Genomic DNA, 20,330 nt, shown 5'->3' with positions numbered 1-20,330 from the left:
GGATGAGCTTCATCCTGATCGCCGCGGTCGGCGCCAACGGCGTGATCGGGCGGGACAACGACCTGCCGTGGCGGATCCGTGCGGACCTGCAGCACTTCAAGGCGTTGACGCTCGGCCACACGCTGGTGATGGGCCGCAAGACGTACGACTCGATCGGCCGCCCGCTGCCGGGCCGCCGTACCGTCGTCGTCACCCGTCAGCTCGACTGGACCGCTGAGGGCGTCGACATCGTCCACACCCTCGAAGAGGCGCTCAAGTACGACGGTGACCTCTATGTCGCCGGTGGTGGTGAGATCTACCGCCAGGCCCTCCCGTACGCCGACCGCCTCGAGCTCACCGAGGTCGCCCAGTCCCCCACCGGCGACGTCACCTTCCCCACCCTCGACCCCGACGCCTGGCTCGAGACCGCCCGGGAGCCCCACGAAGGCTTCACTTTCGTCAGCTACCGGCGCCGCTAACAACGAGTAGGCAACGGGGCAGCGCTGGAACCCCGGAACCGCGTAGATTGTGTGCGCGTCACGGAGGTGACAGTGCACTGGCCGGGGGCACCACGTGGAGGGGATCGACGATGACTGAAGCCGACAACACTGCAGGTACGCCAGGGGCTGCTGCTCCGGCGCCCGCTGCCGCTGCTCAACCGCTGCAGCCACCGACGGCCACCGCGCCGGGCCTGATACTGACCGCGCCACCGCCGTCACAGCCGGTAGCCGCGACGGCCGCGCCGAGTATGGCGCCGGCGGTCGACCCGGCCGCGCTGCCCGGGCTGGACTCGAAGGTGGACACCTTCCTGGCCGCTCTGATGACGGCCGAGCCGCGGTCGCCGGAGTTCGCCGCCAAGGCCAGTGACGTCCGCAGCATGGGCGACGTCGACATCCGCGCCGCCGCGGACAGCTCGAACCGGCTGCTCAAGTCACCGGTCCGGGCGCTGCAGGAAGGCGGCCTGTCCGAGGGTTCGACCGTCGGCAAGACGCTGCTCGAGCTGCGCCGTACGGTCGAGGACCTGGACCCGAAGGAAGCCACCGGGGTCAAGAAGCTGCTCGGGGTGATCCCGTTCGGGGACAAGATCGAGGACTACTTCCGCAAGTACCAGAGCGCGCAGAGCCACCTCGAGGGCATCCTGCACGCGCTGCGCAACGGCCAGGACGAGCTCGGCAAGGACAACGCCGCGCTGAACCTGGAGAAGCAGCAGCTCTGGGACGCGATGACCCGGCTGAACCAGTACGTGTACGTCGCCGAGCGGCTGGACGCCCGGTTGTCGGCGGCCATCGCCGAGCTGGAGGCGACCAACCCGGACAAGGCGAAGGCGTTCCGCGAGGACGTGCTGTTCTATGTCCGGCAGAAGCACCAGGACCTGCTCACCCAGCTGGCAGTGTCGATCCAGAACTACCTGGCCATCGACATCGTGATCAAGAACAACATCGAGCTGATCAAGGGTGTCGACCGCGCGTCCACGACCACGGTCTCGGCGCTGCGGACGGCGGTCATCGTGGCGCAGGCGCTGAGCAACCAGAAGCTGGTGCTGGACCAGATCAGCGCGCTGAACACCACCACCAGCGGGATGATCGAGCGGACCTCGCAGATGATGCGGGACAACTCGGTGGCGATCCAGCAGCAGGCCGCGTCGGCGACGATCGGGCTGCCGCAGTTGCAGGCCGCGTTCGCGAACATCTACGCGACCATGGACGCGATCGACACGTTCAAGGTGGAGGCGCTGGACAACATGGCCGCGACCATCGGGACGCTGGAGTCCGAGGTGACCAAGTCCCGCGCGTACCTGGACCGGGTCGCGCAGCAGGACCAGCGCGTCGTGCACGGCAGCCTCGACCTCGACCTCGGTCGCTGACACGGAACATGGGCTCGGGGACGGGACTGAATGGCGCTCGGTGACTTCATTGCGCGGCTGACCGGCCGCAAGGCGGAGCCCGAGCCCGCGCCTGTCCCCCGTCCGCCGACCACCGACGACCTGCTCGCCTCGCTGACCCGCGTCGAGCAGTTGGTTGCCGAGGGCGCCGTACCGGCGGTGGTCGCGTCGCGCGTGGCGCGGGTGGTCCGGACGGTGCGGGAGACGATCCCGCGGCTGGGGAACCTGGGCGGCAGCGCGCAGGCGTACTCGGTGATGGCGACCGCGACCGACTACCTGCCGGAGGCGATCGGCGGCTACCTGCGACTGCCGCGGCAGTGGGCGGACACCCGGCCGGTGGACAAGGGCAAGACGTCGCTGATGATCCTGATCGACCAGTTGGACCTCTTGGGCTCGACGATGGACAAGGTGTTCGACGCGGTGAACCGGGCCGACGCGGCGGCGCTGATCGCGCACGGCCGGTTCCTGCAGGAGAAGTTCGGCACCGGATCGACCGGCGGGGGCCTGGCCCTCGGCCCGACGGCAGGACCACTGGATCCACCACCTGGACGAGGAGGAGCATGAGCGGCGAGGGGGGCAAGTCTCTGCAGCAAGCGGTCACGGACCTGCTGGCTGTGGCTGCTCGTGCAGGGGTGCCGGAGGACAAGGCTCGCGCCGAGGCGTTGTCGCTGGCGGCCGCGCTGGCCGAGTCCGCAACCGGTGCACCGGCGGACTGGGCGAAGGCGACTCCTGGCGCGACCACGCAGGACTTCTTCGATGCAGCCGTGCGCGGACGCCGGTGGCGTGGTGCGCCGACGGCGACGTTGGTGGAGCTGATCGCGCAGGGCTCGGCGGAGAAGGTTGCCTACGCACAGGCGCTCGCGGAGGTGGCGTCGGCGGCGTGCACGCTCGGTGAGCCGACCATGCGGGTCGTAGGTAATGCATCAGTAGCTGCGGCGGCGCAGTTGCAGGCTGCAGGAGCTAAGCCGCTTCAGGTCGCCGCGGAACCCCAGCCGAAGGCTGCAGTCGAGGCGGAGCCTGTGGAGGAGCCGCCGGCGAAGACGGTGGACGAACTGCTCGCGGAGTTGGACGAGCTGACCGGGTTGACCTCCGTGAAGCGGGAGGTGCACCGGCAGGTCGCCGTACTGCGGGTGGAGAAGCTGCGGACCGAGGCCGGGCTGAAGAGTCCGACGATCACCCGGCACCTGGTGTTCGTGGGGAATCCAGGCACCGGCAAGACGACCGTCGCGCGGCTGGTGAGCGGGATCTACAAGGCGCTCGGGCTGCTCTCGAAGGGGCAGCTGATCGAGGTCGACCGTTCCGAGCTGGTCGCTGGTTACCTCGGCCAGACCGCGACGAAGACCGCTGACGTGGTCGCCTCCGCGGCCGGCGGGGTGTTGTTCATCGACGAGGCGTACAGCCTGACCGCGGGTGAGCTCGGCGCCGACCAGTACGGCCGGGAGGCGGTCGACACGCTGGTCAAGGAGATGGAGGACCGGCGCGACGACCTGGTCGTGATCGTGGCCGGCTACCCCGAGCCGATGGCGGCCTTCATCGCGGCGAACCCGGGGCTGGCCAGCCGGTTCCGGACCACGATCGGGTTCGACGACTACAGCGACGACGAGCTGACCGACATTCTCACCGGGCTCGCCGAGGGCGCCGACTACGAGCTGGTTCCGGACGCGCTGGCGAAGTTCCGCGAGATCCTCGCCGCGACGCCGCGGGGCCGGTCGTTCGGCAACGGCCGGTTCGCCCGGAACGTGCTGGAGGCCGCGATCGGCCGGCACGCCTGGCGGCTGCGCGACGTCACGGCACCCACCAAGGACCAGCTGCGTCAGATCCTCGCCGAAGACCTGACCGACGAGCCCGAGCCGACCGATGAGCCCGACGGCTCGGCCGAGCCGAAGTCAGCGGCAGAACCTGAGCAGGTCGAGCAAGGAGAACAGGCGTGACCCAGACCCAGAGTGCGCCGCCGGCGGCGTGGTCGCCGCCGGCCCAGCAACCGGCCGCGCCGCCGCCCCAGCAGGGCGCGCAGCAGCCCACCGCCCGCGGCCCGATCGCGGCCTGGTTCGAGGGCACGCCGGGCCGGATGCGTGCGTTCCTGATCCTGACCGCGGTGATGAGCGTCGTCTTCGGCCTGGCCGCCGCGCAGGGCTTCCGGCAGTCCGAGGGCGCGCTCGAGCGCGCCGAGGCCAACGCCGCCCAGCTGGTCCGGATCCAGGCGATCCACACCAACCTGGTCAGCGCGAACGCCGACGCCACGAACGCCTTCCTGGTGGGCGGTCTGGAGCCGCCGGACCAGCGCCAGCACTTCGTCGACTCGCTGGCCGAGGCGGCCCGGCTGATCGCCGAGGCCGCGACCGCGCAGCCCGCGGACCAGGATGCACTCGGTGCGCTCAACCAGACCTTGGTGACGTACAACGGCCTGATCGAGCAGGCCCGGGCGAACAACCGCCAGGGGCTGCCGATCGGATCGCAGTACCTCAGGGACGCGAACGCCGTACTGCAGAACGACTCGCTGCCGTTGGTGAAGGCGCTGGTGCAGGCCAACGAGGAGCGGGTCGACGCCGAGTTCGACGGAATCGGGTACGGCAACATCTGGCTGCTCGTCAGCGGCCTGCTCGCGCTCGTGGTCTTCGGGATCACGCTGCGCTGGCTGGCCCGCCGTACGCACCGCTACATCAACGTCCCGATCGCGGCCGGCGGCGTGCTCGTCCTGCTGACCACGATCGTCGGCGGACTCGCGCTCGCCAACGCTTCGAGTGACGCGTCCGACACCCGTACGGACGCCTACGACCAGACACTGGCGCTGTCCCGGGCCAGGATCGCCGCGTACGACGCCCGCTCCAACGAGAGCCTCACCCTGATCGCACGCGGCTCCGGCGACGCCTACGAGAAGGCCTACCAGGACGCGGCGGCCGTGGTGCTCGACCAGCTGTACAACATTCCCGGCTCGGCCCTCGAGGGGCAATGGGGCGCCTACCAGAAGGTGCACGGAGAGGTCCGCAAGCTCGACACGGACGGCAACTGGGACCAGGCGGTCGACCTGGCCATCGGCAAGGCTTCCGGCACCAACTCCGTCGGCACGTTCACTGCGTTCGACAAGAGCACCGCCGGTGAGTTGAAGACGTCGAGTGAAGCAGTGCGCACCGAGCTGACCGGCGCCCGTGACGCCCTGCCGCCGATCGGCTGGCTGGGCATACCGATCGGGATCGCGGCCGCGCTGCTGGTCGCCTGGGGGATGTCGCAGCGACTGGAGGAGTACCGATGAGGAAACTGGTCGTCCCGGTCGCGGCCGCGCTCGCGATCCTGCTCGCCGCCACCGCCTGCAGCTCCGGTGACTACGCCGCGACCGAGATCCCGCCGAAGCCGCAGCCGTCCGCCACCTCGGCGGCACCGCCTGCCACGCAGCCCACCTGCGGCAACCCGGTCGCGTCGTACGCGCCCGAAGGCGCGATGCCACAGCCCAAGGCGATGCCGGCCGGAACCTACATGGCGAAGATCCAGCAGCGCGGACGGCTGATCGCCGGTGTGTCCGCGGACAGCCTGAACCTGGGCGCCCGGAACCCGCTGAGCGGCCAGATCGAGGGATTCGACATCGACATGGTGCGGGCCGTCGCGAAGGCCATCTTCGGCGACGAGAACAAGGTCGAGCTCCGGGTGATCTCCAGCCCGCAGCGGATCCCGGTGCTGCAGAAGGAACAGGTCGACATCGTCGCGCGGAACATGACGATCAACTGCTCGCGCTGGCAGCAGATCGCCTTCTCCGCCGAGTACTACCGCTCCGGCCAGAAGACGCTCGTGCCGCGCGAGTCGAAGGCGAAGAGCATCGAGGACCTGGCCGGCAAGCCGGTCTGTGCCCCGGCTGGCTCGACCAGCCTGGACAACCTGAAGAAGTTCAGCCCGCAGGCGATCCCGGTCACCGCCGACACCGACACGGGTTGTCTGGCGCTCTTCCAGTCGGGCAAGGCCTACGCGATCACCGGTGACGACACGGTGCTGGCGGGCGACGTCGCCCAGGACCCGTACGCCAAGGTGATCGCGGAGCGGATCAGCGACGAGCCGTACGGCCTCGGGATGTCACTGAATCACCCGGAGTTCGTGCAGTTCGTGAACCAGGTGCTCGCGCAGATGAAGACCGACGGCACCTGGATGAAGTCGTACGACGACTGGCTCGGCGATGCCCTCGGCGACCTGACCACACCGCCGCCGTCCGTCTACGGCCGGATCCCGGGGCAATGACCGTTCGTACGCCGACGGCCTCGGCCCCGGCGCCGCCGGGGAGGATGGGGAGCAGCATTCCGGCGACGGAGCTGCTTTCGTTCCTCGATGCGCTGGGCACCTGGCGGGACCGGCGGAAGGCCGAGCTCGACGAGCTCGACCAGGCCGCGCTGCACTCCCCCGACGCGGATGCGCTGAGCGCGGACGTCGTACTGAGTATGGCGGTCTGGAAGGCGGTGTCGGACCGGTACGAGCTGATCCTGGTCACTTGGGACTCCGGGCGCGTCGGACAGGCCGAGACCGAGCGGATCTCGACCCTGATCTGGGGCGGTCTGGACACCGGTGGCGCCGGCGGGTCCCTCGCCGTCTCGTTGCCTGAGGCATGCAAACTGTCGGATGCGCTGGCGTCCAGCCTGCGCGCCAAGCTCGCGCTGGAGCCGGGTGACGCCGACCTGGCCGCCCGGCTGCGGCACCTGCGGGCGCAGGTCGAGCGGATCAGCGACCTGGTCAAGCAGGAGCCGGCGAACGTCCGCAACGCGGCGCTCGCCGAGCACCACGACCTCGACCGCCGGGTCACGGATCTTGCCGAACGCAACAAACGCGGCGCGGACATCGGCGGCCTGATCGGCCCGCTGGAGATCGACGCGGCGCGGACCGAGCGCGACCTGATCGTCGGCGCCGCGACCCGCAAGGAGCGAGCGGCCGATGTCGCGCGCGCCCGGTCGTTGCGCAGTGAGCTGGAGGCGCAGGGTACGGCGTTACGCGCGCTTGCGGACAAGGCGGTTGCCAGCGTCAGGCCAGCGCCCCGGCTCGCCGTACCTGATGTGACTGCGCTCGGTGCGGTGCCGAACACGCCGGCCGAGCTGGAGAAGTACCTGAAGCGGTTGGACGCCGTCCGGCGGGCGCTGGGACAGGCGCAGGCGGCGTACGGCGCCGCACTCCAACGACGGGACGAGCTGGACGCCCGGCTGGATGCCTACCAGGTGAAGGCGTCCACTATTGCCCAGGGCAACGAAGACTTGGCCGAGTTGTACCGGCGAGGCCGTGCGGTGATCGAGTCGGAGCCGGTCGACCTGATCCGGCTGGCCGCGCTCGTCACCGCGTACCAGGCCTACCTGGACAGCACTGGAGGGACCAGATGACCACGACCACCGCCTGCACGCAACCGGGGTGCACAGGGAAGATCCTGGACGGGTATTGCGACGTCTGCGGCTCCCCGGCGGCATCCGCGAGCCCGAGTCCGAGCCCTAGTCCGAGCACGGCCGCGGCGTCCGGCGCCTGCAACCAGCCGGGCTGCAGCGGCACCTTCGTGGACGGCTACTGCGACGTCTGCGGCTCCCCCGCACCCGACGGCACTGCCAGCCCGTCTGCTGTCACCGGCGCTCCGGCTGTCATCAGTGACGCGGCGCCGCTCAGCACCCCGTCCACGGTCTCCCGCGCGTCCAACCGGCTCGCCTCGACACCACTCGGCTCGGCCCGCGCGGCCGCGGCCGGCTCGAAGCTGACGCGTCGCCTGGGTACGTCGTCCACCCGCCTGCGCGGCGCCCGCCTCGGGGCCGGCCTCACGCACGTGCCGTCGATCCCCGCGATCGACGCCGGCAAGGCGATCCTGGCCAACCCGATGGTCCCCGAGGACCGCCGGAACTGCCCCAGCTGCGGCAACCCGGTCGGCCGCTCCCGTGGCGACCAGCCGGGCCGCACCGACGGGTTCTGCCCGAAGTGCCGGAGCAAGTTCTCGTTCTCGCCCAAGCTGCACCCGGGTGACCTCATCGCCGGCCAGTACGAGGTGGCCGGCTGCCTGGCGCACGGTGGATTCGGCTGGATCTACATGGCCCGGGACAAGAACGTCTCCGACCGCTGGGTGGTGCTGAAGGGCCTGCTCAACTCCGAGGACCCGGACGCCGTCGCCTCCGCGATCGCGGAGCAGCAGTTCCTGGCCCGGGTCGAGCACCCGCTGATCGTGGAGATCTACAACTTCGTCACCCACGAGGGCGCCGGCTACATCGTGATGGAGTACGTCGGCGGCACCTCGCTGAAGACGTTGCTCAAGCAGCGGATGGCGGCCAAGGGCGGCCAGTACGACGCGCTGCCGATCGACCAGGCGATCGCGTACATCCTGGAGATCCTGCCGGCCTTCTCCTACCTGCACGACCTCGGCCTGGTGTACTGCGACTTCAAGCCGGACAACATCATCCAGGTCGGCGACGCGGTCAAGCTGATCGACCTCGGCGGGGTCCGGCGGATCGACGACCTGGACTCGGCGATCTACGGCACCGTCGGCTTCCAGGCTCCCGAGGTGGCCGAGGTCGGGCCGTCGGTTGCCTCCGACATCTACACGCTCGGCCGGACGCTGTGCGTGCTGGCGATGGAGTTCCGCGGCTACCAGGGCCGGTACGTCGACGCGCTGCCGCCGGTGAACGACGTACCGCTGTTCCAGAAGTACGACTCGGTGTACCGGTTGCTCGCCAAGGCGTGTGCGAAGGACCCGGCGGACCGGTTCCAGACGGCCGACGAGTTCCGGGTGCAGCTGCTCGGTGTGCTGCGCGAGGTCGTCGCCGACCGGCAGGGCACGAAGGCGGCGCAGCACTCCGCGTCGTCGTTGCTGTTCGGTACTCCGGGCGACAAGACATCCGGACTGGGCGACAAGGCCGCTCCTTGGCAGCAGCTGCCGTCGCTGGCGCCGGACGAGAGCGACAAGATGGCCGGCTGGCTGAAGACGGTCAGCGTGCCGGACTCGTCCAAGCGACTCGAGCTGCTCGTCGACGCGCCGGAGTCCTCGGCGCAGACGCTGCTGGAGATCGCCGAGGCTGCCCTCGAGGTGGGCGAGCACCGCTACGACATGGTCGACACCGCGGTCTCCGACCTGCTCGGCGCGGACCCGTGGGAGTGGCGCGCGGTCTGGATGGCCGGACTGGTCGCCCTCGCCCGTGGGGACAACGCCGCGGCCCAGTCGGCCTTCAACGCCGTCTACGGCCAGGTGCCCGGGGAGCTCGCGCCCAAGCTCGCGCTGGCGATCTCCTGCGAGCTCAGCGGTGAGTACGACGTCGCCGAAGGCCTCTACCTCACCTGCGCCCGCACCGACGCCAACTACATCGCACCGTCCGCGTTCGGGCTGGCCGCCATCCGCACCCAGCGGAACGACCTGGACGGCGCCATCGCGGCGCTCGACCTGGTGCCGCGGACCAGCGGCGCGTACGTCCGGGCTCGTCGCCAGCGAGCCGGTCTGCTGGCAGGATCGGGTCGTGGCCTGCCCGCGCTGGCCGACGCGATGGACAGTATCGAGTCGCTGACCATCGACCCGGTCGACCGGGCCAACCTGGCCGCCGCCGTGTTCCGGACCGCGCTGACGGAGGTCCAGCAGTCCGGTCCGCAGCAGGGGCTGCGGATCGACGGCCGGGAAGCGACCGAGCCCGCCCTGCGGGACGGGCTGGAGGCCACCTATCGTCAACTGGCGGATCATGCGCAGCACCGGCAGGAACGAATCGCCCTGGTCGACCTGGCCAACGAAGTCAGAGGATGGACGTTGCGATGACGAGTACGACCCAGACGGTCTGCCCCAGCTGCGGTGGCCCGGTGTCCGAGGCCGACCGCTTCTGTGAGGCCTGTGGGGCCGAGCTCAAGCCCACCGCGCCGAGCACGCCGGCGCTGGACACCGACACCGAGCCGACGGTGGAGATCACCACCGCCCCGGCGAGCCCCTGCCATTCCTGTGGCGGCGTGGTCGGTGCGGACGGCTACTGCGAGACCTGCGGCACCAAGGCGGCGAAGCCACGCGACCATTTCGACGAGCAGCCCACCGCGTGGGTGGCCGGGGTGTGCGACCGGGGCATCCGGCACACTCGCAACGAGGACGCCATGGCGCTGGCCGCCGACGAGGAGCCGGGCAGCAGGGCACTGCTGGTCGTCTGCGACGGCGTCAGCTCGTCACTCGACTCCGACGTCGCCAGCCTGGCGGCTGCCCGGGCGGCTCGCGAGGTGCTGCAGGCCGGGCACGCGCAGGGCATGGGCACCGAGTCGTCTCGCAGCGCCGCGATCGCCACCCGACTCAAGGCGGCGGCCGACGCGGCCAATGACGCCGTACTGGAGAACACGAGCCCGGACAGTCCGAACCCGGCGTCCTGCACGTTCGTGGCGACGGTGCTGGAGGACGGTCTGCTCGTCGCCGGTGTGGTCGGCGACAGCCGCGCGTACTGGTTCCCGGACGATGCCGAGGCGGTCGCGCTGACCGTCGACGACTCGTGGGCGGCGGAGCTCATCGCGACCGGCATCCCGCGGGCAGAGGCCGAGTCCGGTCCGCACGCGCACGCGATCACCCGCTGGTTGGGCAAGGACGCCCCGGACCACACTCCCCGCACGACGACCGTCCAGGTGACGGGGCCGGGGTGGATCGTGGTCTGCTCCGACGGGCTCTGGAACTACTGCTCCGAGGCGGCACCACTGGCCGACCTCGTACGTCAGACCGCTGCGGCGCACGGTGGCGAGCCCTTGGCCACCGCGTCCGCCCTGGTCGACTGGGCCAACGCCCAGGGCGGCCAGGACAACATCACCGTCGCCCTGGCGCGGCTCTAGCTTCGAAAGGACGCCGACAATGGCTGATTTCACCGCCTCCGTCTACCAGAACGAGTTCCTGCCCGACGGCGGAACCGACGTGCACGCGATCGTCACGGTGGACTGCAGCGGCGCCGGTGCGGCCGGGCAGTCCGGCAGCGGTGACGCGGGCGAGATCATCATCGTCGACACCTCCGGCTCGATGGGCGCCGACGGTGTCCGGGCCGCCGCGTACGCCGCGCAGACCGCGCTCGACCAGATCCTCGACGGGGTCTGGTTCGCGGTGATCTCCGGCAACGACCGGGCCCAGCTGGCGTTCCCGCCGTCGCCGGAGCCGGTGATGGTGCGGATGGACCAGTTCACCCGGCAGCAGGCCAAGGACGCGGTGTCCCGGTTCTACGCCGACGGCGGGACCGCGATGGGCACCTGGCTGCGGCTGGCGTCGCGGGTGTTCAAGACCGTGCCGTCGCTGACCCAGAAGCACGCCATCCTGCTCACCGACGGCGAGAACCAGCACGAGTCGCCCGAGGTGCTGACCCAGACGATCCAGGCCGTCACCGGCGAGTTCCAGTGCGACTGCCGCGGCGTCGGCGTCGCCTGGCAGGTCGACGAGGTCCGGCGGATCGCGCAGGCACTGCTCGGCACCGTCGACATCATCCCGGCCCCGGACCAGCTGGCCGCCGAGTTCTCCAAGCTGATCCAGAACGCGATGAGCCGCGGTGTCGCCCAGGCCGACCTGCGGGTCTGGGCGCCGCAGGGCGCCGAGGTCCTGTTCGTCCGCCAGGTCGCTCCCACGGTCGAGGACCTGACCTCTCGCCGTACGGCGCTCAACCCGCTGACCGGCTCGTACCCGACCGGCTCGTGGGGTGACGAGTCGCGCGACTACCACGTCGCGATCCGCCTTGCGGCCAAGGCGATCGGGCAGGAGCAGCTCGCCGCCCGCGTGCAGCTGGCGATCGGCGACGACGTGGTCGCGCAGGGCCTGGTCAAGGCGCTGTGGTCCGCGGACGAGGGGCTGACCACCCGGATCAGCCCGGAGGTCGCGCACTACACCGGGCAGACCGAGCTGGCCGAGGCGATCCAGGAAGGCCTGGCCGCGAAGGCCGCGGGTGACACCGCGACCGCGACCACGAAGCTCGGTCGCGCGGTCCAGCTGGCCGCCCAGACCGGCAACGAGGAGGCGACCACGCGGCTGCGCAAGGTCGTCGACATCGATGACCAGGAAGCGGGTACGGTGCGGCTGAAGCGGACCGTCGAGAAGGCCGACGAGATGGCCCTCGACACGGCCTCCACCAAGACCACCCGGGTGAAGAAATGACGACAGTCAGCTGTCCGAGCGGGCACCCGTCCGTCTCGACCGACTACTGCGACGTCTGCGGCCTGCCGATCGGCGCCGCGGCCACCCCGGCCGCGGCCTCGGTCCCGGCACCGGCCGTCGCGGCTCCGGCCGGCCCGGCCGCGCCGGCGACGCAGACCTGCCCGAACTGCTCGGAGTCGGCTGCCGCGGACGCCTTGTTCTGCGAGAGCTGCGGCTACGACTTCACCACCGGCACGATGCCGCGCCCGGCGTCGTCCCTGGACCTGGGCACACCGCCCCCGGTCCCGCCGGCGCCGCTCGGGACCGCCGACTGGGTGGTCGAACGCTGGGTCGACCCAGACTGGTACGCCGTACAGCAGAGTGACGACCCGTGTCCGTCGCCGGGCCTGCCGGTGGTGATCCCGCTGACCGAGAAGAGCGTGCTGATCGGACGCCCGTCCCGGAGCCGGAACATCCACCCGGAGATCGACTGCGGCGACGACACCGGCGTCAGCCGCCGCCAGGCCCAGCTCAGCACCGACGGCACCCGCTGGTGGGTCGAGGACCTGCAGTCGTCCAACGGCACGTACGTCGCCCCGGCCGCCGGACCGCTGCCCGAGGACCCGATCGTCCCCGGCCAGCGCCGTGAGCTGAACCCGGACGACCGCGTCTACGTCGGCGCCTGGACGCGCCTCGTCGTACGCAAGGCCACGCCGGAGGAGAAGGCCGGCCAAGCCTGATCACTGCTCGGGCTGGACCTCCCTGGTCCAGCCCGGCATCGGCTTGAAGCAGTACCACTCGATGATCGCGGAGCCGACGACGATCGGGATCACCCAGGACCACGGCTGCCGGGGTGCGCTGACCACCAGGATCGCTGTCCACAAGGCGATCCAGCCGCCGCCGTACCCGCGCAGGACGCCGCGGTACCAGAGGCCGCCGGGCGCCTCCGCGGCCCGCTGGCCGAAGTAGACGAACAGGTACGTCGCGAGCGAGATCGGCCAGAAGAACCACAGCCCGCCCCAGTCGTACGGGACCATCACGAGCGCGGTCAGGCAGACCAGCGCGATCGCCCAGTGGTAGAGCTCGCCGGCCCAGTTCAGGCCGCGGCGGCGCAGCGTGCGGACGATCGCGAACGGGCCCAGCAGCACCGCCAGGATGCCCGCCGCAACGTGCAGGATCAGCGCGATGTCACGCATCGCGATCCCCTATGCCCCCTGACATGTCAGGGAGCATAGGGCTCGGATCAGCTCTCCGGGAAGGACAGCACCCGGCGGACCGCGAAGTTCCGGTATCCCTGGCGTTCGAAGCTCTTCGCCATCGGCACGTTGCCGAAATCGGTGTCCGCGGTGACCCGCTCCGCGCCGAGTTCCGCGTGCACGTGGGAGATCTCGGCCAGCAGGTCGTCGATGTACCGGTGACCGCGATGCTCGGGCAGCACACCGAGGTACCCGACCGTCGCTCCGCCCGCGTTGGCCGACGGGATCGCAAACCCGATCAGCTTCCCGTCGGTGTCATACCCGAGCCGCCACCAGGACCTGTCGCTGTTCGGCATCGACTTGTAGATCTCGAGCTCTTGGCGAGCGGCGCCCTCGGCGCCGAGCCGGGCGATCTCCCGCGCGGTGGCCGCGTCCAGGCTGCCTTCGGCGACCCGGGCGAAAACGTCCACGAACGCCTCGTCGTCGGCCTGCTCGAACCGCAGCCGGGTGGATCGTTCCGGCAGTCCGTACGACGGTTTCCACTCGTACCGCAGGCGGTCCGTGATCTCGGTCAGCCCCGCGGCCGCGGCGGCCCGGCTGCGCGACTCGAGCGCGGCGACCACGTCCGGATGGTCCTGCCAGTCGCTGTCCAGGAAGAAGTGGTACTCCGGCGGCTCGGCGTCGGCCGGGCGCGCCTTCACTGTGTGCTCGATCAGGGCCGTCCAGACCGGGACCGGGTCGCCGGCGCCGGCGTAGTACAGGCCGTCGATGCTGAACGGGTGGTCCTCGTCGGGTACGCCCCACCAGATCGCGAGGGCCTGGATCTTGCCGTCGTCCTCGACGGCCCAGGTCCAGTCGTGCCGGTAGTAGCCGGCCTCGATGTACTCGCGGTAGCGCTCGAGCGTGACGGTGTTGACGGACTGCTGCTCGATCAGAGCAAGGATGGTGTCGAGGTCGGCCTCGACGGTGGTGCGGATGTTCACGAATCCTCCAGCAGGAGGCGCAATCGTCCGCTCAGTGCGAGCTGTGCGAGCGGATCAGGCGCGCCGGGAAACAAGTCGGTGTGTTCATCGGTCGCTCCTTCCACTGAGGGAATCCTTCTCGCCGCCGCAGACACTAGGTGCTGGCCGGGGTCATAGTCCAGCCGTTATTCACAGCTGAGCCCGCAGGGTAGTGTTGTGGACACGTTGAGTAGTCACTCCTTGACGGAAGGACGTACCCGCGATGGCTCTCTTGCCTACGGTCGCCCTGCTCACCGCCGGATCGCTCACCCTCGGCGGCCAGCTCGTTCCCGGGCCGGCAGCCGGCAACCCGGTGCAGCTCACCAACGGTTTCTACGTCGACCCGAGCTCCAACCCGGCCGTCTACGTCAAGCAGCACCCGAACGAGACCGAGATCCGGGACAAGATCGCCAGCAAGGCCGGCGGGCGCTGGTTCGGCAACTGGAGCGGTGACATCAAGGCGGCGGTGACGTCGTACACCACCGCTGCGGACCGGGCCGACAAGCTGCCGATCCTGGTCGCGTACAACATCCCGGGCCGCGACTGCGGTGGCCACTCCGGCGGTGGCGCCGGGTCGCCGGCGGCGTACCGGGACTGGATCGCCAAGTTCGCCGACGGGATCGGCAACCGGCCGGCCGTCGTCGTGATCGAGCCGGACGCGCTGGCCCAGCTCGACTGCATGCCGGAGGACCAGCGGCAGGTCCGGATCGACCTGCTGAAGTACACCGTCAACCAGATCGCCAGCAAGAACCCGAACACGTGGGCCTACATGGACGGCGGAAACACGAACTGGATCGAGGCCGGTGAGATGGCCCGCCGGCTCCGGCTGGTCGACGTCGGCAAGATCCGCGGTTTCGCGCTGAACGTGTCGAACTACTTCACGACCGAGCAGTCGGTGACGAAGGGCACCGCGATCAGGAACGCACTCGGCGGCGGCAGCCAGTTCGTCGTCGACACCAGCCGCAACGGCAACGGCTCGAACGGCGAGTGGTGCAACCCGGCCGGCCGCAAGCTCGGCGCCCCGTCCCAGGTCGGCGGCGGCGCGGACCTGCTGCTCTGGCTCAAGGTCCCCGGCGACTCCGACGGCGACTGCGGAATCGGCAAGGGCATCCCAGCCGGCACCTTCTCAGCCACCCTGGCCAAGCGCCTGATCTCCGGGACGTGAGGTCTCACGGTGCCGGCGGGACGGAGGTGGTCTCGCGCGGGGGCATCTCGCTCGGGGGCTCGGGGGCGGGCTCCTCCGGGGCTCCTTCGAGCTGGATGTCGGGGATGATGCGGTCCATCCAGCGCGGCAGCCACCAGGCCTTGTCGCCGAGCAGCGTCATCACCGACGGGACGAGCACCATCCGGACCACGCTGGCGTCGATCAGCACGGCCACGGCCATGCCGACGGCGAGCATCTTCACGGTCGGGTCGTCGTCGAGGACGAAGCTCAGGAAGACCACGATCATGATCGCGGCCGCGGTGGTGATCACCCGGGCGGTCGCGCCGATCCCGATCGCGACCGCGCGGTGGCTGTCCTTGGTCGCCACCCAGGCCTCGTGCACCCGGGACAGCAGGAACACCTCGTAGTCCATCGACAGGCCGAACACGATCGCGAACATCAGCATCGGCACGAACGACGGGATCGGCACCGTCTCGTCGATCCCGACCAGCGAGGATCCCCAGCCCCACTGGAAGACGGCGACGATCACGCCGTACGCGGCTCCGACCGACAGCAGGTTCAGGACCGCGGCCTTCAGACCGATCACGATCGACCGGAACGCCACGGTGAGCAGGATCAGCGCGAGCAGGACGACCGCGCCGATCAGCCACAGCATGCGGCCGGCGACCTTCTCGGTGAAGTCGACGTACCCGGCGACCGTGCCGACGACGTACGTCGTCGCTCCGACTCCTGGCAGGACGTCGCTGCGAATCCGGTTGACCAGGTCCTCGGTGTCGGCCGACGACGGTGACGTGGTCGGGACGACGTTGATGGCGGCCGTCGTACCGGCGGGGTTCGTCGACGGCGGCTGGACGGCGGCCACGCCCTGCGTCTTCTGCAGCTCACCGGCGAGGTTCGTCAGCAGGGTCTGGTTGGCGCTGGCGTCCTGGCTCGGCAGCGAGACGACGACGGTCAGCGGGCCGTTGGCGCCGGGGCCGAAGCCTTGGGCGATCAGGTCGTACGCCTTGCGGCTCGAGTCCTCGGGCGGGTCGGTGCCGGCGTCGAGCTGGCCGAGGTTGAGCGAGAGCAGCGGGATCGTGAGGATCAGGAGCAGCAGGGTCGCGATGGTTCCGTACGACCACGGCCGGTCGCTGACCCGGCGGCCCCAGCGGGCGAAGGCGCTCTGCTCGTGCTTGGCGTCCCGGATCGCGCGCTCCTCGGCGCGGTGCGCGGTCACGGCGGCGGCGTCGAGGTCGGCCTCGAGGGCACGCTCCTCGACGACGTGCTTGCGGTCCGCGCGGTTCAGCACCATGAGCTTGGCGAGGCCGAGCAGGGCCGGGATCAACGTCAGGGCGGCCAGCACGGTGACCGCGACCAGGATCGCGGACGACAGGCCGAGGGCGCCGACGAACGGTACGCCGGAGACGTAGAGACCGAGGATCGCGATGACGACCGTGCCACCGGCGACCAGGATGGCCGCGCCGGAAGTGGACTCGGCCTTGCCGATCGACTCCTCGACCTCCATGCCGTTGTCCAGTTGCTCGCGATGGCGCGAGACCAGGAAGAGGCCGTAGTCGATCGCGACTCCGAGGCCGAGCAGGGTCGCGACGGTCGGGGCCGAGACCGGGAACTCCTTCACGGCCGCGAGCAGGCCGAGGATCGCGAGGCCGCCACCCACGCTGAAGACCGCGGACACCAGGGGCAGCGCGGCGGCGACGATCGAGCGGAACATCAGGAACAGCAGGATCAGCGCCAGCGCGAGCCCGATCGCCTCCGACAGTTGGTCGTCGGCCTGCTTCCCGATCTGGCCGGCGCCACCGCCGTACTCGACCTCGAGGCCGGCGTCGCGGGCCGGTTTCACGGCCGTGTCCAGGGTGGCGAGGTAGTCGGCGTCGAGCGACGCCGGTACGACGGAGAACGAGACCGGGGCGTTGACGGCGGTGCCGTCCTTGGAGATGTACGCCGCCTGCTGGGCGGCCAGCGGGTCGTCCGCGGAGACCACGTCGGGCAGGTTGGCGACGTTGGTCATCGCGGTCTTCACCGCGGCGGCCTGGTCGGAGACCTTGCCGGACGGCGAGTGGAAGACGATCGAGCCGGAGTACCCGCCTTGTTTGGCGAAGTCGCGGTTCAGCACGTTGAGGCCGGCCGAGGACTCGCTGCCGGGCACTGTGTAGTTGTTGACGTACGTGCCGCCGAAGAAGGACCGGAGTACGAACAGGCCGGCCACGATGACCAGCCAGATCCCGATCACGATCCAGTGCCGGCGAGCGGCCCCCCGCCCGAGACGTTCCAGAAACGCGTGCATAGCACCCCCCGGGGCGCCCACCCCCCGGACACCCAAATTCGACAGTACGGCCGAGCCCGCAAACCTGACAACCCGTCACCACACGCCGAATTCGGCTACCCGCAGTAGTCAAGCACTACAAGAAAAGCGGTCCCGGGCATCTGCCCGGGACCGCCTTGTACTGCTTGTGCTGCTGGACTTTCCCTCCCACAACCCGGGCGAAGCCCGACGCTGTGGACTTTCCCACCCACAACCCCGGGAGAAGCCCGGCGCTGTGGGATTTCAGGGGGTCAGAAGTCCATGCCGCCCATGTCGGGCGCGCCGCCCGGAGCGGCCGCGGCCTTCTCCGGCTTGTCGGCGATGACGGCCTCGGTGGTGAGGAACAGCGCCGCGATGGACGCCGCGTTCTGCAGCGCCGAGCGGGTCACCTTGGCCGGGTCGATGATGCCGGCGGCGAGCAGGTCGACGTACTCGCCGGTCGCGGCGTTCAGGCCGAAACCGTTGTCGAGGTTGCGGACCTTCTCCACCACGACGCCGCCCTCGAGGCCGGCGTTCACGGCGATCTGCTTCAGCGGTGCCTCCAGCGCGTGGCGCACGATCTGCGCACCGGTCGCCTCGTCACCCTCGAGCTCCAGCTTCTCGAACGCCGCCACGGACGCCTGCAGCAGCGCCACGCCGCCACCGGCGACGATGCCCTCCTCGACGGCCGCCTTCGCGTTGCGAACGGCGTCCTCGATGCGGTGCTTGCGCTCCTTCAGCTCGACCTCGGTGGCCGCGCCGACCTTGATCACCGCAACGCCACCGGCCAGCTTGGCCAGCCGCTCCTGTAGCTTCTCGCGGTCGTAATCGGAGTCCGACTTCTCGATCTCGGCGCGGATCTGGTTCACCCGGCCGGCGATCTGGTCCGCGTCGCCCTCGCCCTCGACGATGGTCGTCTCGTCCTTGGTGACGACGATCTTGCGGGCCTGGCCGAGCAGCTCCAGGTCGACGGAGTCGAGCTTGAGGCCGACCTCCTCGGAGATCACCTCGCCGCCGGTGAGGACGGCGATGTCGACCAGCATGGCCTTGCGGCGGTCACCGAAGCCCGGCGCCTTGACGGCGACGGCCTTGAAGGTGCCCTTGATCTTGTTGACGACCAGGGTGGCCAGCGCCTCGCCCTCGATGTCCTCGGCGATGATGGCCAGCGGCTTGCCGGTCTGCATCACCTTCTCCAGCACCGGGACCAGGTCCTTGATGCTGGAGATCTTGCTGTTCACGATCAGGATGTACGGGTCGTCGAGGACCGCTTCCATCCGCTCGGTGTCGGTCACGAAGTACGGCGAGATGTAGCCCTTGTCGAAGCGCATACCCTCGGTGAGCTCGAGCTCGAGGCCGAAGGTGTTGCTCTCCTCGACGGTGATGACGCCTTCCTTGCCGACCTTGTCCATCGCCTCGGCGATGATCTGGCCGACCTGGTTGTCGGCGGCGGAGATCGAGGCCGTGGAGGCGATCTGTTCCCGGGTCTCGACGTCCTTGGCCAGCGACAGCAGCTGCTCGCTGACCGCCTCGGTGGCCTTCTCGATGCCCTTCTTCAGGCCCATCGGGTTGGCGCCGGCGGCAACGTTGCGCAGACCCTCGCGGACGAGCGCCTGGGCCAGCACGGTGGCGGTGGTGGTGCCGTCACCCGCGACGTCGTCGGTCTTCTTCGCAACTTCCTTGACGAGCTCGGCCCCGATCTTCTCGTACGGGTCCTCGAGCTCGATCTCCTTGGCGATGGAGACACCGTCGTTGGTGATCGTGGGGGCGCCCCACTTCTTCTCCAGGACGACGTTGCGGCCCTTCGGGCCGAGCGTCACCTTGACCGCATCGGCGAGGGTGTTCATCCCCCGCTCGAGGCCGCGGCGCGCCTCTTCATTGAAAGAAATCAGCTTGGGCATTCTCCGCGAGTCCTCCCGCGTCGAGTCTTTGTGTTCAGCCGGCCGGGATGCCCGCGACGGACGGCGCCACACCGCGGCGGTCACGTCCCGCCACGCTCCGGCACCTCATCGAGGCCGTCTTCTGTCACACACCGCGAGCACGAGTCTTATCACTCTCACCCATGGAGTGCTAACCAAGTATTAGCACTCGCCCCAAACGAGTGCAAGCCAGCCCCCCGCTACGGTAGGCCCCATGGTGGACGTACGAGCGGCCGGCCCGGACTCGTGGCCGGACGTTGCCACCGTGATGGGCGAGCGGGGCGACCCCGCGCGCTGCTTCTGTCAGTACTTCCGCCTGCGCGGACAGCAATGGAACGCCGCCACCCAGCGGAGCAACCGGAGCGCCCTCCGCGAGCAGGTCTGCCACGGCGACGTCCCACCCGGCGTCCTGGCGTACGACGACGGCGCGCCGGTCGGCTGGTGCGCGGTCGCCCCGCGGACGGCGTACCCACGGGTGGTCGCCTCTCCCAACTGGCGCACCGACCAGCCGGACGCCTGGGTGATCACCTGCTTCGTCGTACCCGTCGGGCACCGCCGCCAGGGCATCGCCGGCGAGCTTGCCCTCGGCGCCGCCGACTTCGCGCAGTCGTACGGCGCCTCAGTCGTCGAGGCCTGCGCGGTCGACGTCGACGAGGTCGACCGCACCTCGTCGGCCGACCTCTACCGCGGCCCGCTCACGGTGTTCCTCGACGCCGGCTTCACCGAGGTCAGCCGAACCAGCGAGCGCTGGGTCCTCGTCCGCAAGAGCCTCTAGGAGGGCGCTGAATTAGGGCGGGTTCTGGGGTTGGTCGCTGTGTGGGCTGTAGCGCGGATGCTGTCGGGGCGGGTGCGTGTGAAGGCTGGC

17 protein-coding genes are annotated in these 20,330 nt (G+C 70.0%); 13 read left to right on the top strand and 4 right to left on the bottom strand.

The features are described from left to right. Positions 1-2 precede the first annotated feature (2 nt). The 11 genes from AB0H36_RS30360 to AB0H36_RS30310 all read left to right on the top strand — a co-directional run bounded on the left by AB0H36_RS30360 (position 3) and on the right by AB0H36_RS30310 (position 12,646). Positions 3-458, top strand: a complete 456-nt coding sequence (locus tag AB0H36_RS30360; protein ID WP_360531046.1) for a dihydrofolate reductase — start codon at positions 3-5, stop codon at positions 456-458. A gap of 110 nt (positions 459-568) precedes the next feature. Then, positions 569-1,843: a toxic anion resistance protein gene (locus tag AB0H36_RS30355; RefSeq protein WP_360531043.1), complete on the top strand. Its 1,275-nt coding sequence runs from the start codon at positions 569-571 to the stop codon at positions 1,841-1,843. A 30-nt stretch (positions 1,844-1,873) separates the two neighbouring features. Further along, on the top strand, positions 1,874-2,425 hold the full coding sequence (locus AB0H36_RS30350; protein ID WP_360531040.1) for a hypothetical protein: 552 nt from the start codon (positions 1,874-1,876) through the stop codon (positions 2,423-2,425). Continuing rightward, positions 2,422-3,792 carry an AAA family ATPase gene (locus AB0H36_RS30345; protein WP_360531036.1) on the top strand — a complete coding sequence of 457 codons (1,371 nt, stop codon included), beginning with the start codon at positions 2,422-2,424 and terminating at the stop codon, positions 3,790-3,792. Before AB0H36_RS30350 ends, AB0H36_RS30345 begins: the two co-directional genes overlap by 4 nt. Beyond that, a complete protein-coding gene (locus AB0H36_RS30340; RefSeq protein WP_360531033.1) occupies positions 3,789-5,111 on the top strand; it encodes a hypothetical protein in 1,323 nt (440 codons plus the stop codon). Before AB0H36_RS30345 ends, AB0H36_RS30340 begins: the two co-directional genes overlap by 4 nt. Further along, on the top strand, positions 5,108-6,082 hold the full coding sequence (locus tag AB0H36_RS30335; protein ID WP_360531030.1) for a glutamate ABC transporter substrate-binding protein: 975 nt from the start codon (positions 5,108-5,110) through the stop codon (positions 6,080-6,082). Before AB0H36_RS30340 ends, AB0H36_RS30335 begins: the two co-directional genes overlap by 4 nt. Then, positions 6,079-7,203: a hypothetical protein gene (locus tag AB0H36_RS30330; RefSeq protein WP_360531027.1), complete on the top strand. Its 1,125-nt coding sequence runs from the start codon at positions 6,079-6,081 to the stop codon at positions 7,201-7,203. The genes AB0H36_RS30335 and AB0H36_RS30330 overlap by 4 nt, the downstream gene beginning before the upstream one ends. Beyond that, positions 7,200-9,593 carry a tetratricopeptide repeat protein gene (locus AB0H36_RS30325; RefSeq protein WP_360531024.1) on the top strand — a complete coding sequence of 798 codons (2,394 nt, stop codon included), beginning with the start codon at positions 7,200-7,202 and terminating at the stop codon, positions 9,591-9,593. The genes AB0H36_RS30330 and AB0H36_RS30325 overlap by 4 nt, the downstream gene beginning before the upstream one ends. Next, the gene (locus tag AB0H36_RS30320; protein ID WP_360531021.1) at positions 9,590-10,630 is read left to right on the top strand and encodes a PP2C family serine/threonine-protein phosphatase; all 1,041 of its coding nucleotides are present in this window, start codon (positions 9,590-9,592) and stop codon (positions 10,628-10,630) included. The genes AB0H36_RS30325 and AB0H36_RS30320 overlap by 4 nt, the downstream gene beginning before the upstream one ends. A gap of 19 nt (positions 10,631-10,649) precedes the next feature. Then, positions 10,650-11,927, top strand: a complete 1,278-nt coding sequence (locus tag AB0H36_RS30315; RefSeq protein WP_360531018.1) for a VWA domain-containing protein — start codon at positions 10,650-10,652, stop codon at positions 11,925-11,927. Beyond that, the gene (locus AB0H36_RS30310) at positions 11,924-12,646 is read left to right on the top strand and encodes an FHA domain-containing protein (protein WP_360531015.1); all 723 of its coding nucleotides are present in this window, start codon (positions 11,924-11,926) and stop codon (positions 12,644-12,646) included. Before AB0H36_RS30315 ends, AB0H36_RS30310 begins: the two co-directional genes overlap by 4 nt. Here AB0H36_RS30310 and AB0H36_RS30305 read toward each other — a convergent pair whose 3' ends face one another. Both AB0H36_RS30305 and AB0H36_RS30300 read right to left on the bottom strand, forming a co-directional pair. Further along, a complete protein-coding gene (locus AB0H36_RS30305; RefSeq protein ID WP_360531011.1) occupies positions 12,647-13,102 on the bottom strand; it encodes a hypothetical protein in 456 nt (151 codons plus the stop codon). Positions 13,103-13,149: 47 nt separating this feature from the next. Further along, positions 13,150-14,085 (bottom strand): GNAT family N-acetyltransferase, encoded by a 936-nt coding sequence (locus tag AB0H36_RS30300; protein WP_360531008.1) that lies wholly within the window; start codon positions 14,083-14,085, stop codon positions 13,150-13,152. A 241-nt stretch (positions 14,086-14,326) separates the two neighbouring features. Here AB0H36_RS30300 and AB0H36_RS30295 point away from each other — a divergent pair, with 241 nt between their 5' ends. Further along, entirely contained in the window at positions 14,327-15,268 is a 942-nt protein-coding gene (locus tag AB0H36_RS30295; RefSeq protein ID WP_360531005.1) for a glycoside hydrolase family 6 protein, read from the top strand. Between the two features lie 4 nt (positions 15,269-15,272). Here AB0H36_RS30295 and AB0H36_RS30290 read toward each other — a convergent pair whose 3' ends face one another. Beyond that, on the bottom strand, positions 15,273-17,552 hold the full coding sequence (locus tag AB0H36_RS30290) for an MMPL family transporter (protein ID WP_360531002.1): 2,280 nt from the start codon (positions 17,550-17,552) through the stop codon (positions 15,273-15,275). Positions 17,553-17,821: 269 nt separating this feature from the next. Then, the gene (groL, locus tag AB0H36_RS30285; protein WP_360530999.1) at positions 17,822-19,447 is read right to left on the bottom strand and encodes a chaperonin GroEL; all 1,626 of its coding nucleotides are present in this window, start codon (positions 19,445-19,447) and stop codon (positions 17,822-17,824) included. A gap of 232 nt (positions 19,448-19,679) precedes the next feature. Between groL and AB0H36_RS30280 the strand changes: the two genes are divergently transcribed. Then, entirely contained in the window at positions 19,680-20,240 is a 561-nt protein-coding gene (locus tag AB0H36_RS30280) for a GNAT family N-acetyltransferase (protein WP_360530996.1), read from the top strand. Positions 20,241-20,330 lie beyond the last annotated feature (90 nt).

The sequence above is a fragment of the Kribbella sp. NPDC050820 genome (assembly GCF_040653975.1).
In the GTDB taxonomy this organism is placed as follows: Bacteria; Actinomycetota; Actinomycetes; order Propionibacteriales; family Kribbellaceae; genus Kribbella.
The sequence above is the reverse complement of the archived record's forward strand: the minus strand, read 5'-3'. Positions and strand labels throughout refer to the sequence as shown.